At 56.1% G+C, this 14585-nt stretch carries 14 protein-coding genes; 10 read left to right on the forward strand and 4 right to left on the reverse strand.

Going from position 1 to position 14585, the window contains the following annotated elements; translation table 11 throughout:
- Window positions 1–95: 95 nt before the first annotated feature.
- Window positions 96–1010: a DMT family transporter gene (locus AC2FCQ_RS14775; protein WP_404760056.1), complete on the forward strand. Its 915-nt coding sequence runs from the start codon at window positions 96–98 to the stop codon at window positions 1008–1010.
- Here AC2FCQ_RS14775 and AC2FCQ_RS14780 read toward each other — a convergent pair.
- Window positions 969–2321 (reverse strand): DHA2 family efflux MFS transporter permease subunit, encoded by a 1353-nt coding sequence (locus tag AC2FCQ_RS14780; protein ID WP_490308530.1) that lies wholly within the window; start codon window positions 2319–2321, stop codon window positions 969–971. The genes AC2FCQ_RS14775 and AC2FCQ_RS14780 overlap by 42 nt on opposite strands.
- A 113-nt stretch (window positions 2322–2434) precedes the next feature.
- Between AC2FCQ_RS14780 and AC2FCQ_RS14785 the strand changes: the two genes are divergently transcribed.
- Together AC2FCQ_RS14785 and AC2FCQ_RS14790 are read left to right on the forward strand one after the other, a co-directional pair.
- Window positions 2435–3349 carry a LysR family transcriptional regulator gene (locus tag AC2FCQ_RS14785; protein ID WP_490308529.1) on the forward strand — a complete coding sequence of 305 codons (915 nt, stop codon included), beginning with the start codon at window positions 2435–2437 and terminating at the stop codon, window positions 3347–3349.
- 56 nt (window positions 3350–3405) lie between these two features.
- Window positions 3406–4035, forward strand: a complete 630-nt coding sequence (locus tag AC2FCQ_RS14790) for a LysE family translocator (protein ID WP_490308528.1) — start codon at window positions 3406–3408, stop codon at window positions 4033–4035.
- A gap of 2 nt (window positions 4036–4037) precedes the next feature.
- Here the strand turns inward: AC2FCQ_RS14790 and AC2FCQ_RS14795 are convergent, their stop codons facing one another.
- Window positions 4038–4874 carry a helix-turn-helix transcriptional regulator gene (locus AC2FCQ_RS14795; RefSeq protein ID WP_265556334.1) on the reverse strand — a complete coding sequence of 279 codons (837 nt, stop codon included), beginning with the start codon at window positions 4872–4874 and terminating at the stop codon, window positions 4038–4040.
- A gap of 100 nt (window positions 4875–4974) precedes the next feature.
- Between AC2FCQ_RS14795 and AC2FCQ_RS14800 the strand changes: the two genes are divergently transcribed.
- The 4 genes from AC2FCQ_RS14800 to AC2FCQ_RS14815 all read left to right on the forward strand — a co-directional run bounded on the left by AC2FCQ_RS14800 (window position 4975) and on the right by AC2FCQ_RS14815 (window position 9998).
- The gene (locus AC2FCQ_RS14800; protein ID WP_490308527.1) at window positions 4975–6396 is read left to right on the forward strand and encodes an MFS transporter; all 1422 of its coding nucleotides are present in this window, start codon (window positions 4975–4977) and stop codon (window positions 6394–6396) included.
- 63 nt (window positions 6397–6459) lie between these two features.
- Window positions 6460–7092: an FMN-binding negative transcriptional regulator gene (locus AC2FCQ_RS14805; protein WP_209632343.1), complete on the forward strand. Its 633-nt coding sequence runs from the start codon at window positions 6460–6462 to the stop codon at window positions 7090–7092.
- Window positions 7093–7130: 38 nt separating this feature from the next.
- Window positions 7131–8090: a DNA-binding protein YbiB gene (gene ybiB / locus AC2FCQ_RS14810; RefSeq protein WP_490308526.1), complete on the forward strand. Its 960-nt coding sequence runs from the start codon at window positions 7131–7133 to the stop codon at window positions 8088–8090.
- Window positions 8091–8141: 51 nt separating this feature from the next.
- A complete protein-coding gene (locus AC2FCQ_RS14815; protein WP_209632345.1) occupies window positions 8142–9998 on the forward strand; it encodes a M3 family metallopeptidase in 1857 nt (618 codons plus the stop codon).
- 63 nt (window positions 9999–10061) lie between these two features.
- Here AC2FCQ_RS14815 and bhsA read toward each other — a convergent pair whose 3' ends face one another.
- Both bhsA and AC2FCQ_RS14825 read right to left on the reverse strand, forming a co-directional pair.
- On the reverse strand, window positions 10062–10322 hold the full coding sequence (gene bhsA / locus AC2FCQ_RS14820) for a multiple stress resistance protein BhsA (protein WP_209632346.1): 261 nt from the start codon (window positions 10320–10322) through the stop codon (window positions 10062–10064).
- A 165-nt stretch (window positions 10323–10487) separates the two neighbouring features.
- The gene (locus AC2FCQ_RS14825) at window positions 10488–11126 is read right to left on the reverse strand and encodes a flavin reductase family protein (protein ID WP_265556338.1); all 639 of its coding nucleotides are present in this window, start codon (window positions 11124–11126) and stop codon (window positions 10488–10490) included.
- A 119-nt stretch (window positions 11127–11245) separates the two neighbouring features.
- On the opposite strand from AC2FCQ_RS14825, the gene rlmF reads away from it, so the two are divergent.
- From rlmF to AC2FCQ_RS14840, 3 genes are all read left to right on the forward strand, one after another.
- Entirely contained in the window at window positions 11246–12211 is a 966-nt protein-coding gene (gene rlmF / locus AC2FCQ_RS14830) for a 23S rRNA (adenine(1618)-N(6))-methyltransferase RlmF (RefSeq protein ID WP_490308524.1), read from the forward strand.
- Between the two features lie 304 nt (window positions 12212–12515).
- On the forward strand, window positions 12516–13820 hold the full coding sequence (locus AC2FCQ_RS14835; protein WP_209632349.1) for a methyl-accepting chemotaxis protein: 1305 nt from the start codon (window positions 12516–12518) through the stop codon (window positions 13818–13820).
- A 190-nt stretch (window positions 13821–14010) separates the two neighbouring features.
- Window positions 14011–14574 carry a TetR/AcrR family transcriptional regulator gene (locus tag AC2FCQ_RS14840; RefSeq protein WP_265556339.1) on the forward strand — a complete coding sequence of 188 codons (564 nt, stop codon included), beginning with the start codon at window positions 14011–14013 and terminating at the stop codon, window positions 14572–14574.
- Window positions 14575–14585: the final 11 nt, after the last annotated feature.

Here is a 14585-nt window from a genome sequence, read left to right on the forward strand (position 1 = left end):
AAAAGGAAGTTAAGCATGTTGGCCTTTTTTATGCCATGGAAAGCTGCAGGGTAAAGTCGCAAGCTAAGTCTATTGGCTGATTAGAGGAAACAACGATGAATGCAGAGATAAAACGCGGCTCGCTGGAGATGATTGCCGCAATGCTGATTTCCGGCACCATTGGCTGGTTTGTGCTGATGTCCGGTCAACCGGTGATTAATGTGGTGTTCTGGCGCTGTGCCGTGGGGGCACTGGTACTGCTGGCCATCTGTGCGGCACTCGGCCAGTTGCGGCGTGATGTCCTGACGCGGGCCACGCTGCTGTTGGCGATTGCCGGCGGTGTCGCGTTGGTGGTCAACTGGTTATTGCTGTTTGCCGCTTATTCCTATGCATCCATCTCCATCGCTACCGCGGTGTATAACACCCAGCCTTTCATGTTGGTGGCCCTGGGAGCACTGTTCCTCGGAGAGAAACTGACTGCCCGCAAGCTGTTGTGGTTGGTGTTGGCGTTTGTCGGCATGATGCTGGTGGTGCTGGCGCAGCCTAAGCAGACGGGCGGTCAGAATAACTACCTGCTGGGAATTTTGCTGTCGTTGGGGGCGGCCTTTTTTTATGCGCTGATGGCGCTGGCCGCCAAGCGGCTGAAGGGCACGCCGCCGCACCTGATCGCGCTGATCCAGGTTACGGTCGGCGTGGTGATGTTGTTGCCGTGGGTTGATTTCCACGCGCCAGCCAATGTTGGGCAGTGGGGAATGCTGGCGACACTCGGTGTATTACACACCGGGCTGATGTACGTGCTGCTGTATGGCGCGATCCAAAAGTTGCCAACCAACCTGATCGGTTCGCTGTCATTTATTTATCCGATTGCTGCCATGCTGGTCGATCGGTTGGCGTTTGGTCATCGGTTGGTCGCCCTCCAATTTGCTGGTGCTGCGATCATCTTGCTGGCGGCCGCTGGCATGAACCTGTTAGGCGAACGTCGTATCCGCTCAACGGCGATGCCAGACAGCAAGCAGGCCTCCGAACAATGAGAGCAGCAACAGCAGCAGCATCACGGCCTGGTAGCCGTAGGTCGGATAAATCAATGCTGCCAGGGCTAACCCAACCGCGCCGCCAAGATTGTGCAGCGTCCAGGTAATCCCCAATGCGCTGCCGCTTTGCGCCTCGCTGACGGTACTCAGCGTTGCCAACACCAAGGGGCCGAGGATGCATCCCCATCCCAGGCCCATGAGGGCAAAGGCGCCAAGTAATAAGGGGAACGGGCTGCCGGCGTTAAACTGGCTTTGCAGTGCGGCAGAAGCGGCCAACGCGGCAAAACCAAGGACCAGCGCCGGCTGCGGGCCGGACTTATCCACCCACCTGCCGACCCAGGGCGAAATCAATGCCATTACGGCGGTGGTCGGCAACAGCAGCAGCCCCAGCATCACGCCCTCATAATGGCGGGTGTTTTCCAGATAAATGGGCATCAGGAAGAAGGCGGCACAGTAAAAGAAGGCTAACAGCGCGCTTAACAGACAGACACGCAATAACGCCGGACGCCGCAACAGCGCTAAGGGTACCAAGGGAGAGTGCGCTCTACGCTCGACCGGCACCAGCAGGATCAGTGTGGCCACCGCCACTGACGCCGTGAGCCACGTTTTCAGGCTCAGCCACCCCCACTGGCCACCTTGGCTAATGGCCAACAGCAATCCGGCAACGCCAGTCACCAGCAAGATCAGGCCGGTAATATCCAACGTTGCACCTTGCTGTGCGCGGGATTCCTGCACGGTGCCCAGGCAGAAGGCGAAACTCAGCGCGATCAGCGGTACGTTCAACAAAAATACCCAGCGCCAGCCAAGCGTGCCGACCAGCAAGCCTCCGGCGACCGGACCGATGGCCAACCCCAGACCGTTAACTGCCAATAAAATGCCAATTGCGCGACCGCGCTGCTGGGGGGGCCAGGCATCGGCGACAATGGCGGTGGTGGCGGTATACAACACTGCGCAAGCTGCGCCCTGCACAAAGCGCCAAACATTGAGCAGCTCAATACTGCCCGCCAGCCCCGCCCCCAGTGACGCGCCGGCGAACACCAACATCCCGCAATACAATACCCGGCGGCGGCCGTACAGGTCTGCCAGTCGCCCGGCGCTGACCATAAAGGCGCACAATGCCATGACGAACAGCGTCATGACCCATTGCACCTGACTCAAGGGCGCGGCCAATTCGCGCTGAATGGCGGGAATGGTGGTATTGACGATAGTGAAATCGATGCAGCCCAAAAAGCTGGCGATACTGATGCCAATCAGCAGCCGCCACAGGCGCGGGGTACTGACGTCGGTCAGAATTTCGCTGCGTTCACTCATCGGGTATGTCCTCGGTTAAAAAGCCTGCCTTCAGTGTACTCAGTGCTTGTTATAGCCAGTGGCGGTGTTTCATCGTTTAATAGGCGAATTAATATCGTCAATAAGAGGCCAGCATGATTTCCAGTGAACGGCTACATGCGATCCGCGCTTTTGTGCAGGCGGTGCAGGCGGGGGGATTTAGTCGCGCAGCAGAGCAGTTGGGGCTTTCCCGTTCTACCGTGGGGAAAGCCGTGGCGCGACTGGAACAGCGGTTACAGGTGCGGCTATTTCAACGCACCACCCGCAGTCTGTCTTTGACTGACGAAGGGCAACTGTTTTATGACGATTGCCTGAAAGCATTGGCAGCGCTGGAAGCGGCGGAAAACCAGCTCGCGGCCCGCGCCCATACGCCAGAAGGGCGATTGCGGGTATCGCTACCGGTATTGTTTGGCCAAAAGTGGGTGATGCCGCCGCTATTGTCGCTGGCGGATCGTTACCCTCGGTTGCAGATCGACGCGTTGTTTTCCAACCGTAGGGTTGATCTGGCGGAAGAGGGGATCGATCTGGCGGTGCGTATCGGTTTACCAGGCGATGCGGCGGCAATCACCGCACGCCAATTGGGTGAACAACAGCAAATACTCTGTGCCGCCCCGGCCTATCTGGCGCGGCAAGGCGAGCCAGATAGGGTCGCTGAGTTATCGCGGTATCAGGCGGTGGGCCTGTTACGCGATGGGCGTAGCCCGCCCTGGCAGTTAATGGATGAACAAGGAAAAGTACAACGCGTGACTCTGCCGACCCGTTTGCGGCTGAGCAATATGGAGGCGGCACTCAGCGCAGTTTGCGCAGGACAGGGGATTGCCATGTTGCCGCGTTGGCTGGCGCACGACGCACTCGCTGCGGGGACATTGCAAGAGATTTTGCCAGGCAGTTGTGGCGCGGGACTGGCGATTAACGTGGTGTGGCTGAAAGGCATCACCATGCCGCTACGGGTACGGGTAGCCATTGAGGCGCTGCTGTCGGCCTTCACGCCCAAAGCACCTTGGCAGTGATTTAGCGCTGGCATATGATAACGCCTGCTTCCCACCATGCTGCGTACGGGTGACTTATGATTGACGCTTCCACCATTTTGCTGTTTTCCGGCGCCTGTCTGGCGCTCGCGGTTACGCCAGGGCCAGATATGTTGCTGATTGCTTCACGCAGCGTTAGCCAGGGGCGTCGAGCCGGTTTTGCCTCTCTGGCGGGGATCCAACTGGGCACCTACTGCCATGCTCTGGCGGCGGCCCTGGGTTTATCACAACTGTTTGTCGCAGTACCCTTGGCCTACGATACGGTGCGGCTACTGGGGGCGGCGTATTTACTGTATTTGGCATGGAAAACGTTACGTTCTGGCAGCCATTTGCAGGCATCTGCCGGATTAACGGCAGAGCCAACCGTCCGAATTTTCCGGCAAGGGTTGTTCACCAATATCCTCAATCCCAAAATGGCGCTGTTCGTTTTGGCACTGTTCCCGCAGTTTATCGATCCGCATGCCGGTTCACTGGTGGCGCAAATGCTGCTGCTCGCGACAGTGCTAAATCTGGTGGGTTTGGTGATTAACGGCGGGCTTATCATGGCTGTCAGCAGCATGAAAAGCCGCTTTGTCGGCCGCCAGTTCAGTGCCCGTTGGCCGAACTACCTGCTGAGCAGCGTGTTCGCCGGGTTGGCCTGCAAGTTGATTTTTGACAGCCGTAAATAGCCTTACGCCTGTAATAACGCCTCAAACGCCGCGCTGGTCGGGCATTGCGCCAGCGCGCTGTACATCACCAACCGCAAATGATTTTCCTCATCGACAATGAACGACGCATGTTCAAACGTCACCTGACCGGCACCGGGCACATTGAACGTGCGCTCTCCCTGACAACGGCCGTGAATGTCATGCTGTTGCCACAGCTGGCGAAACTGTGGTGAGACCTGTTCCAGTGCCTGTACTCGTTGCTGCATGGTGGCATCTTCCGGGGCGCGGGCGTAGTCACGACGGAAGCTGGCAAGGATTTGCGGCGCTTGCGCCTGCCATTCCACCAGACGCTGGTTGAGGTGGGGATCGGCGAACAGCATCCACAACATGTTGCGCTGTTCTGCCGGGCGGTCGCCAATGGCGAACAGCCGTTCCGCAGCAGGGTTCCAGGCGATGATGTCCCAACTCAGGTTCATGACGTAAGCCGGACGAAGGTGCAGATCGTCCAGCAGACGACGCACCAGCGGCGAGACCTGGCACCATTGATGGCCAACCGGTACGGGGGGACGTTGATGTGCCAGCAAAAACAGATGGTAACGGGCGGTTGCATCCAGCTTCAGCACACGTGCCAGGTTCTCCAAAAAATCCACCGAGACGTTGATTTCCCGCCCTTGTTCCAGCCAGGTGTACCAGGTGAGGCCGACCCCTGCCAGCGCGGCGACTTCTTCACGCCGCAGTCCCGGCGTACGGCGTCGGGTGCCGCTTGGCAGACCGACAGCCTGCGGTGACAATTTTTCGCGCTTTTGACGCAGAAAATCCGCCAGATCCTGACGGGTTCGGTTGAGGGTACGCGGCGGCATAGTGACTGTCCTGTTGCTCTCAGTAATAGTATAACTGGCTATATAGTAACAGTTTAGGACATGTTCCATACTACTGCCATCTCAATATTTGGAGGCATTTATGGAACAGTCATTCGCGGAGGGTGATCGTCGCCTGGTGGGGTTGCCCGTGTTGCTGTTGGGGGGCTTTGTCACCGTATTCGACCTGTTCGTAGTGAACGTGGCTGCGCCCGTCATTCAGCAGCAGTTCGCCGCTGATTTTGCCGGTGTCGGGCTGATTATTGCCGGCTATGAGCTGGCATTTGGTGTGTTATTGATTGCAGGCGGGCGTTTGGGGGATCGTTTCGGGCGACGCCAGATGTTCAGTCTGGGCATGCTGGGGTTTACGCTGGCGTCGGCACTGTGTGGCTTGGCGACGTCTCTGGCCATGTTGATCGCAGCGCGTTTTTTGCAAGGGGCGATGGCGGCACTGTTGTTTCCGCAGATCTATGCGCTGCTGCGTGTGCTGTACGGCCCACATCAACGGCGGCGCGCTTTTGCCTGGTTAGGAATGACGCTGGGGCTGGCGGCCATTTTGGGGCAGATCTTCGGTGGATTTATTATTGAAGCCAATATTTTCGGTAGCGGCTGGCGCATGATCTTTCTGATTAATTTGCCGATCGGTGCATTGGCGATCTTGGCGGCGCGGAGTCTCCCAGAATCACGTCTCGAACAGGCTCAGCGGTTGGATGGCATGGGATTACTGCTGGCCGCGACAGGGTTGTTATTGCTGTTAGTTCCGCTGTTGGAGGGACCATCGCGTGGTTGGCCCTGGTGGATATTGCCGGTATTGGCACTGGGTTTGGGGGTGCTATGGGCCTTTATACGCTGGGAACGTCGACTGTCGATGCGTTCCGGCGATGCGGTACTGGATCCGGCGCTGCTTCGCCAGGGGAGTTTTACCCCGGGTGTGGTGGTGGTGCTGGCGATTTACTCTACGGCTTCCTCCTTCTTTTTGTGTTTTGCCCTGTTGTTGCAATCGGGAATGGGCCTGACGCCGTTTCAGGCGGGAAGCCTGTTTGCACCCGCCAGCGTGGCATTTATGCTGGCCTCATTCCTCGCACCGACGTTTGTGCAGCGCTGGGGGAATGGGGTTCTGGCGTTTGGCGTGGTGATCTATGCAACCGGAATGGCGCTGTTGGTGGTGCAAGTGGTGTGGGGAGCGGCGTTGGCGCAACCATTGTGGCTCCTGCCGGGGCTGGTGATCCTGGGTTTTGGTCAGGCGATGAGTATGACGCCATTACTTAATCTGGTACTGGGGCTGGCCAAAGAAGAGCAGGCCGGCATGGCTGCGGGGGTGATTTCCACCGTGCAGCAGATTGGTGGTGCAATGGGGATTGCCGCCAGCGGCGCGTTTTTTGTCCCCTTGTTGGTGGGTGACGCTGGTGCAGAACGCTATGGGCAGGCGTTTGCCGGAGCGATGATCTACAACCTGTTGGCCATGCTTGTCGCCTTTGTGCTGTTAAGGTGGATCATTCAACAACAGCGCAAAGTGGCTCTTTAATCAACGGTCGTCGGGTGCTATTGCTATCTCATCATTCCATTGCGCTGAAGGAAGCCTGACACCATGTATCAACCCGCCTCATTCCGTGACGACTGTCTGGAGAGCCACATTGCGCTGGTGCGTGCCAACCCGCTGGGGATGCTCATTAGCCATGGAGACCAGGGCCTGGTGGTGGACCCGTTGCCGTTCTTGATTGATGCGGATGAACAGGGCCACGTGCATCTGCGGGCGCACCTGTCCCGCGCCAACCCACACTGGCCATTGTTGCAGGCCGTGCAGGAATGTCTGGTGGTATTTCAGGGGCTACAGGGCTATATCTCGCCGGGTTGGTATGAAACCAAACGGCAAACCGGTAAAGCCGTGCCGACCTGGAATTACAGCGTGGTGCAACTGCGAGGTGTGCCGCGAGTGACAGAGGACGCAGGCTGGCTGCGGCAACAGTTGGACGGATTAACGGCGCTGCAAGAAGGCCGTCAACCTGAGCCCTGGCATAGGGAAGATGCACCTGCCAATTATATCGCTGCGCAGATGAAGGGCATTGTCGGTATTGAAATCACAGTGACCCACCGGGAAGGTAAATGGAAGATGAGCCAGAACCGCAGCGCCGAAGACGTTGACGGGGTTGTCGCTGCATTGCGTGCCGGTGACGTTGCCCAACAGCAACTGGCGGATGAGGTTGAGCGGCGGCGTGGATAAGGTATGCTAATCCCAGACTGAATTAGGGGATGCAGGCGATGGATTACACCAAAATTATCAAAGAAATAGGCCGTGGCAAGAACCACGCACGCGATCTCGACCGGGACACTGCCTTTCAGCTCTATCAAAAGATGCTGGCCGGTGAAGTGGGCGAACTGGAGCTGGGCGGTATCTTGATCGCCCTGCGCATTAAAGGGGAAGCCGAAGAGGAAATGATCGGTTTTTATCAGGCCATGCAGCAACAGGTGATGCATTTGCAGGCACCGCAAGGGCGACCGATGCCAGTGGTGTTGCCCAGCTATAATGGTGCGCGTAAACAGGCGAACCTGACGCCACTATTGGCGCTGCTACTGACGCGCGTTGGCCTGCCGGTGGTGGTACATGGCGTGTTGGATGACAGCACCCGCGTGACCAGCGCCGACACCTTTACATTGCTGGGCCTGCCCTGGTCGCAAGAGGCTGCCCATGCCCAACACCGCCTCGATAAGGGGGAAACGGTATTTATCCCGGTTTCTGCCTTGTCAGCGCCCCTGGAGCGTCAACTGGGTATGCGCTGGCGCATGGGGGTGCGCAACAGCGCCCATACGCTAGCCAAACTGGCGACGCCGTTTGCCGAGCAGGACGTGTTGCGTATCGCCAGTGTGTCGCACCCTGAGTACGTTGGCCGTGTGGCGTCATTCTTCCGCCAGATTGGGGCGCGTGGGTTACTGATGCACGGCACCGAAGGTGAAGCCTATGCCAACCCGCAGCGTTGCCCGCAGATTCATTACATTGTCGACGGTGAGCAGCAGGTGCTGCTAGAGCGTCCGGTGCAGGATGAAACGCCTGATTTACCGGCAGCGAAAGATGCAGAGACCACGGCACGTTGGACAGAACGTTGCCTGGCGGGTGACATTGCGATCCCGTTGGCGATCCAGCGCCAAATTGCCTGTTGCCTGGTAGCAACCGGTGAAGCAGACACCCTGGAACAGGGATTGGAACGTTTACGCGACGCGTAAATCCATTGGCTATACTGGAACATTTCGCAAATCGGCTCTGAAAGGATGGTTATGCAACAGGCTCTCGATTACTTCAATCAATTGAATCAGGATTACCTTGACGTTCACCGCACCAAAGAAGATCTGTTCTGGCAGAATTATATGGGCATGGGCGGTGATGACGTTTCCGCGCGTTTCTCTGCAGCGGAGAGCGCCTACAAGCGCTTTATCGCCGAGCCGCGTCGGTTGGCTGAAATTCGCCAGTTGCTGGCCGGGCTGGAGATTTTGCCGCAGGATGCGCAGCGTGATGCTCTGCAACATGGGTTGAACGGTTGGCTGCGGTTTTTTGATTGCAACGCGATTGAAGACGCCGACGCCCAGACACTGTTGGACCAAATTATCAGCGCCGAGGCGGATCTTTATACCCGACGCAAGAGCAATCCGGTTAGCCATCTGAATGCGGCTGGGCAGCGGGTGAACGCCTCGCTCGGTGAACTGCTGACCAACCAGGCCACCAATGAAAACGAAGAATACCGCCGAAGTTCACAAAACGCGTTGCGCGAGCTGGAGCAATGGCTACTGCATAATGGTTTGCCGGAGCTGATTAGCCTGCGCAATCGCTTTGCGCGCCAGATGGGTTTTCGTAACTACTTTGACTACAAGGTGAATAAAACCGAGCGTATGACGCCGGAGCAGTTGTTCGCCATTTTGGATCGTTTCGAACAGCAAACCCGCGAAGCGAACTCACGCAGCTTGCAGCAGTTGGCCGCGGAAAAAGGCGAGCAAGCGTTAGAACCCTGGAATGTGCGCTTTGCCAGCGCGGGTGACGTGACCCGCCAACTGGATCCTTACTTTCCGTTTGCGCAGTCGCTTGAGCGTTGGATCAACAGTTTTAAACGTCTGCATATTGGGTTCCGCGGTGCGCAAATGGATCTCGATCTGTTGGTACGCCAGGGCAAATATGAAAATGGTTTTATGCATGGCCCGGTGCCGCCGTTCATTCAAGAGGGGAAATGGCTACCGGCACGCATTAACTTCACCAGCCTGGCGCAGCCGGACCAGGTGGGTAGCGGTGCTCATGGTTTGAATACGTTGTTCCACGAAGGCGGCCACGCGGCGCACTTTGCCAATATTTGCCAGAATGCCCCCTGTTTCTCACAAGAGTTTCCGCCGACCTCGATGGCCTATGCTGAAACCCAGTCGATGTTTTGCGACAGCCTGCTGGACGACGCCGACTGGTTGAAGCGCTATGCGAAAAATGCCGCCGGTGAACCGGTGCCGGATGCATTAATTGAGGCCAGCATCGCCGCACGTCAACCGATGCGCGCGTTCAATGAACGCCATATTCTGCTGGTGCCTTACTTTGAGTGGGCGTTGTATCAGTGGGATGACGAACAGCGCACGCCAGAAGCGATCACCGCGTTGGCACGTGAAGTTGAACGTAAGATTCTGGGCATTAGCGGTAGCCCGCGTCCAACGTTGGCCATCCCACACTTGTTGTCTCTGGAGTCGGCGTGTTCCTATCAAGGCTATCTGCTGGCGCTAATGGCCGTTGAACAGACGCGCCAATTTTTCCTGCAGCGTGACGGCTATCTTACTGACAACCCGGCCATTGGACCGGATCTGGCGCGTCACTATTGGCTACCGGGAAACAGCGTGAGCCATGACGATACGTTGCGTAGCCTGACTGGGGAAGGCTTTAACCCCGATTATCTGGCGCAGTCTTGTAACCAGACGGTGGCTCAGGCATGGCAGGATGCGCGTCAGACGATTGCCGATGCTGCTACGCGGCCTCAACCCGCAGCGGATTTTGATCTGGCGGCGCATATCCGCGTGGTGGATGGTGAGCAAGTACTGGCGGACAACGCGGAAGGCGATGAGAAGATGTGTCGTGATTTCGCCGCGGCGATAAACGCACGCCTGGCCTGACGACCATGAAAAAAGCCCGCCGATAGCGAGTATCGGCGGGCTTTTTTATTTCTAATCGGTCGATCAGTTATAGATGACAGCCGTGGCATGCATCAGGTTGTTGCCGCTGGTGGAGGTAATGGTGAAGGCCTTGGCACCTGCTGCATCGGCTTTGGCGGAAAGCTGGGCTTTCAAGCTGCTCAGATCGGTAGCACCACTGGCGGTGATCACACCGGCTTTTTCAAACTGGACGGCGTCCTGTGCGCTAACGTGTTCTGCAGCAAAAGATGTGAAAGAAACCGCAGTAAGAGCGATAGCAGCAGCAAAAGTTTTGATGTTTTTCATGGTAGTCATTCCTGTCAATTTTATAAGGGTGAAAGGGGTTTGCCTTTCGATGGAATGATTATTGCGCAGTGACAGGCAGGATGAAATCGGAGAGTATTGATAATCTTTTTCAGATTTTTTGATTGTTAATTAACCCTCTCTCCAAACGGAGAAAGGGTGGCTTGCTCAGCGCTTTTGCGCGTCCGGGCGAATCATATCGAAACGGTGTTGTTCCGAGATACCATAGTAAGCCGTGGGGCCTCCCGCACGCAGGATCGGTTCGGCAGCCGCGGTCTGATAGATGCCGTGCTCGTCGAGCAAGCCAGGATCGATATGCACGGCAACCACTTCCCCCAGTACCAACCAGGTGTCTACCTTTTCCCCGGCAGCACTTTGCAATTGAATACATTGTGACAGACGGCATTCAAAGTTGACCGGGCTTTCCGCTACCCGTTCAGCCTTTACCCGGCGGCTGGCTAACGGCGTCACGCCGGCAAAGGCAAATTCGTCTTCACCCCGTGCCAGGCTGGCAGAGCTGTTATTCATGGCATCGGCAAGTGGGCGTGTCGCCAGATTCCAGACAAATTCGCCTGTTTCGACAATATTTGCGACGCTGTCTTTCCAGCCACTGCTGGCAAAGCCAACAATCGGCGGGCGGTAGTTGAAACAGTTAAAAAAGCTATAGGGCGCCAGATTACGTTGGCCGGCAGCGCTGATTGATGAGATCCAGCCGATCGGACGTGGGCCGATGATGGCGTTCAGTGGATCGTGTGGCAGCCCGTGGCCTGCGGCGGGTTCATAATAATAACGAGACTCACTGCTCATAAGTGACCTGTCATGAGATAAGAGAGCTTTTATTCTGACGTGTTTCCCGCCAGCTGCAAGTTTAGCGGCGCTTTATGGTATCTTACGCGCCAGAAATACCTTTAAGAGAGCCCGTCACGGTGGAAAAAAAGAAAACCTTCCCGCAGCAGAAAAGCGGCCTGCACCCGCGTAACCGTCATCGCTCACGCTATGATTTCCCTGCACTGATCGCCAGTTGCCCGGCATTGGAGCCGTTCGTCAAGCCGAACGCCTGGGGGGATGTCTCAGTGGATTTTGCCGATCCGGCAGCGGTTAAAATGCTCAACCGTGCGTTGCTGCAACATTTTTATGGTATCGAGCATTGGGATATTCCAGCCGACTACCTTTGCCCTCCGATCCCTGGTCGCGCAGATTACCTGCACCACTTGGCGGACTTGCTGGCAACCAGTAACGGTGGCGAAATCCCGCGCGGTAAAGGTGTGGCGATCCTTGACGTAGGTATTGGTGCCAACTGTATCTATCCGATCGTTGGCCTGCGCGAGTACGGCTGGCGCTTTACCGGATCTGAGATCGACCCCGTGTCACTTAATTCGGCCAAAATGATCGTCGAGATGAACCCAACGCTGAGAAACAGCGTGCGCCTGCGTTTGCAAAAACAGCCGGAATTCATCTTTAACGGTATTATCGGTGTGGCAGAGAAGTTTGACGCTACGCTGTGTAACCCACCGTTCCACGGTTCTGAACAAGAAGCGCATGCGAGTACCCGCCGCAAACTGCACAAGCTGGGCAAAGGCGAGGTGGCGGGCAAGCCGGTGCAGAACTTTGGCGGTAAAAATAATGAGCTGTGGTGTGAAGGGGGCGAAGAAGCCTTTGTGCGTAAAATGGTCGAGGAAAGCGTCAGCAAGGCGCAGAATTGCCTGTGGTTTACGTCGTTGATTTCTAAAAACACGACGCTGCCGTCGATTTACCATGCGTTAAAATTGGCGGGTGCCGCCGAAGTCCGCACCATTGAGATGGCGCAGGGACAAAAGATCAGCCGTTTTGTGGCCTGGACCTTCCACGACGCAGAACAACAAGCCGCGTGGGCGGCAGAACGCTGGCGTTAATTCCCCGGGTGCCGGTTTTGTCGCCGGCGCCAATAAAACTTCGCGTTTCCCTTTCAATTTCTTCAACTTGCGTTATTCTCAATACAGTTCTTTGTAACAAAAATCCTAATTTAATTATTTATTCAAAAAATAATAATCACATAACTAAATTGATGTTTTTAACTCGGTTAATATCGTCTATCCGGGGAAATTAGGCTCGCCTGTTTCTCAGGGTGTTGCACGTCTGTGTGTGGGCGCAGCGTGCAAGAAAATAAAATGAAAAGCGTTTTCTCGCTAAATCATCTGCCAGAAGGACACCCACATTATGCTGTTACGATTCAGTCAGTTAAATACCCACAGCCGCGCTGAGTTGAGTGCGATAGAAAATGCCGTTGCCATGATTGTATTTAAACCTGATGGCACTGTGCTGCGCGCCAATGATTTATTTTTACAGACCATGGGATTCCAGCGGCAGGAGGTGATTGGCCAGCATCACCGTATTTTTTGTGACCCGCAATATGTCGTAAGTTCTGCCTATCTCAAACATTGGGATATGTTAAATAATGGCAAGCCGATCACGGATAATATAAAACGCATTCGCAAAGACGGTGAAACGGTGTGGTTGCAGGGTACCTATGCACCGGTCTTAAACAAGAAAGGCCAGGTGGTGGAGATCGTCAAGATCGCCAGCGTAGTGACGGAACGCATTACTCAGGCGCAGGAACATCAGAGTTTATTGGCGGCGTTAAATCGTTCCATGGCGATGATCACGTTCAACGCGCAGGGAACGATCCTCGACGCCAACGACAATATGTTGAAGGTCATTGGCTATCGGCTGGAAGAAGCGCGCGGGCAGTCACACGCGGTGCTTTGCACGCCGGAGTTTGCTGCCTCCGATGATTACCGCCAACACTGGCAGCGACTGTCTCGCGGTGAGTTTATCACCGGGCGCTTTGAACGCGTCAACCGCCGTGGGGACAGGGTATGGCTGGAAGCCAGTTATAATCCGATCCTCGACGGAAATGGGCGGTTGGTGAAGGTTGTAAAAATCGCTCAAGACATCACCCGACTCATGATGCAACAGCAGCATGAAGAGGAGATGGTACGCAACGTGCACCATTTGTCGTTGGATACTGACCGGCAGGCATCGCAGGGCGCGCTCATCGTTCAGCAGGCGGTGGAAGGCATGCGGCAGGTTGAGGCGGCAGCGCGTCAAACGTCTGATGTGATCAGTGAATTGGGCCAGTGCTCACAGCAAATTGGTACCATTGTTGAGGCTATCCGTAAAATCGCTTCCCAAACAAACCTGTTGGCGATCAACGCGTCGATTGAGGCCGCACATGCGGGCGAGCACGGGCGGGGTTTCGCCGTGGTGGCCAATGAAGTGCGCACGCTGGCAGAGCAATCGCGTAAGGCGGCGACGGAGATAGAGCGAATGACCAAATCCATTCAGCACGGCGTGGCAGCGGCGATTGCCGGCATGGCAACCTGCGTGGATCAGGCTGGTGGTGGGGTGACTCTGACGCATGACGCCGGGGAAGTGATCAATCAGGTGAACGTTGGCATGCAGGACGTGGTGAAACTGATGCAGGCCTTCACCTCGGTTAAACAAGAGGGTGCACTGCACTGATCGTCTCTACGCTAACCCTGGGCAACGGGGTTAGCGCCTTTCTCGCTTTACCCTTCTGCGGGTTGTTTATCTTTGGTTCAAACTCGTCGGTTTGACATTCTGTATGCTGCCATTAAAAGTGAACGAACGTTCGTTCACTTGCGTAATAAATTGAATGTCGCTAGCCACCTTTCAACCGCGAGACAGGCTCATGGGAAACCGAGAAAAAATTGTTGATGCCGCATTGCACAGCTTTACCCATAAGGGTTTTCACCAGACCAGTATGCGAGATATCGCACAGGCCGCGGGTGTCAGCGTGGGTAACCTTTACAACCATTTTGCCGGTAAGGACGCCTTGATCGGTGAAATAGCGCTTCTGGAGAATGCGTTCTTCACGGAGTTCGCCGCACGGTTGGTTGAGGGTAAACACCGGCCCCGGCAGGCGCTGTCCGACTTTTTCACCGCTTATCATGTTTTTGTCTCATCACCGGACAGCGTTCAGTTGGCGACGGAAATCGTGGCGGAGGTTGCCCGCAATGCCATTTTGGCGGAGAAGTTTGATGCCAACCAGCAGCAACTGACGGAGGCGCTGGTGCAGGTTATCGTCCTGGCGCAGCGAGCTGGCGAGATTGCGGCGGCGTTAAATCCGCACGAGCTTGCCCAACTGATTCTGGACGTGATTGAAAGCCAGGCCCTGCGGCAGGCGATTTTCCCGCGCAAGGCGCCGACGGTGGCGAATCACTTGCTGGAACAGTTGATTTTCACGCAAGCGTAATGGGGCGAAAA

This window comes from Serratia sp. CoH_134_PS_4 (assembly GCF_058190535.1).

Bases quoted from the DNA above. Each gene is read 5' to 3' on its own strand.
- AC2FCQ_RS14775 (WP_404760056.1), top strand. From the start codon at position 96: ATGAATGCAGAGATAAAACGCGGCTCGCTGGAGATGATTGCCGCAATG.
- AC2FCQ_RS14780 (WP_490308530.1), bottom strand. From the start codon at position 2,321: ATGAGTGAACGCAGCGAAATTCTGACCGACGTCAGTACCCCGCGCCTG.
- AC2FCQ_RS14785 (WP_490308529.1), top strand. From the start codon at position 2,435: ATGATTTCCAGTGAACGGCTACATGCGATCCGCGCTTTTGTGCAGGCG.
- AC2FCQ_RS14790 (WP_490308528.1), top strand. From the start codon at position 3,406: ATGATTGACGCTTCCACCATTTTGCTGTTTTCCGGCGCCTGTCTGGCG.
- AC2FCQ_RS14795 (WP_265556334.1), bottom strand. From the start codon at position 4,874: ATGCCGCCGCGTACCCTCAACCGAACCCGTCAGGATCTGGCGGATTTT.
- AC2FCQ_RS14800 (WP_490308527.1), top strand. From the start codon at position 4,975: ATGGAACAGTCATTCGCGGAGGGTGATCGTCGCCTGGTGGGGTTGCCC.
- AC2FCQ_RS14805 (WP_209632343.1), top strand. From the start codon at position 6,460: ATGTATCAACCCGCCTCATTCCGTGACGACTGTCTGGAGAGCCACATT.
- ybiB (WP_490308526.1), top strand. From the start codon at position 7,131: ATGGATTACACCAAAATTATCAAAGAAATAGGCCGTGGCAAGAACCAC.
- AC2FCQ_RS14815 (WP_209632345.1), top strand. From the start codon at position 8,142: ATGCAACAGGCTCTCGATTACTTCAATCAATTGAATCAGGATTACCTT.
- bhsA (WP_209632346.1), bottom strand. From the start codon at position 10,322: ATGAAAAACATCAAAACTTTTGCTGCTGCTATCGCTCTTACTGCGGTT.
- AC2FCQ_RS14825 (WP_265556338.1), bottom strand. From the start codon at position 11,126: ATGAGCAGTGAGTCTCGTTATTATTATGAACCCGCCGCAGGCCACGGG.
- AC2FCQ_RS14835 (WP_209632349.1), top strand. From the start codon at position 12,516: ATGCTGTTACGATTCAGTCAGTTAAATACCCACAGCCGCGCTGAGTTG.
- AC2FCQ_RS14840 (WP_265556339.1), top strand. From the start codon at position 14,011: ATGGGAAACCGAGAAAAAATTGTTGATGCCGCATTGCACAGCTTTACC.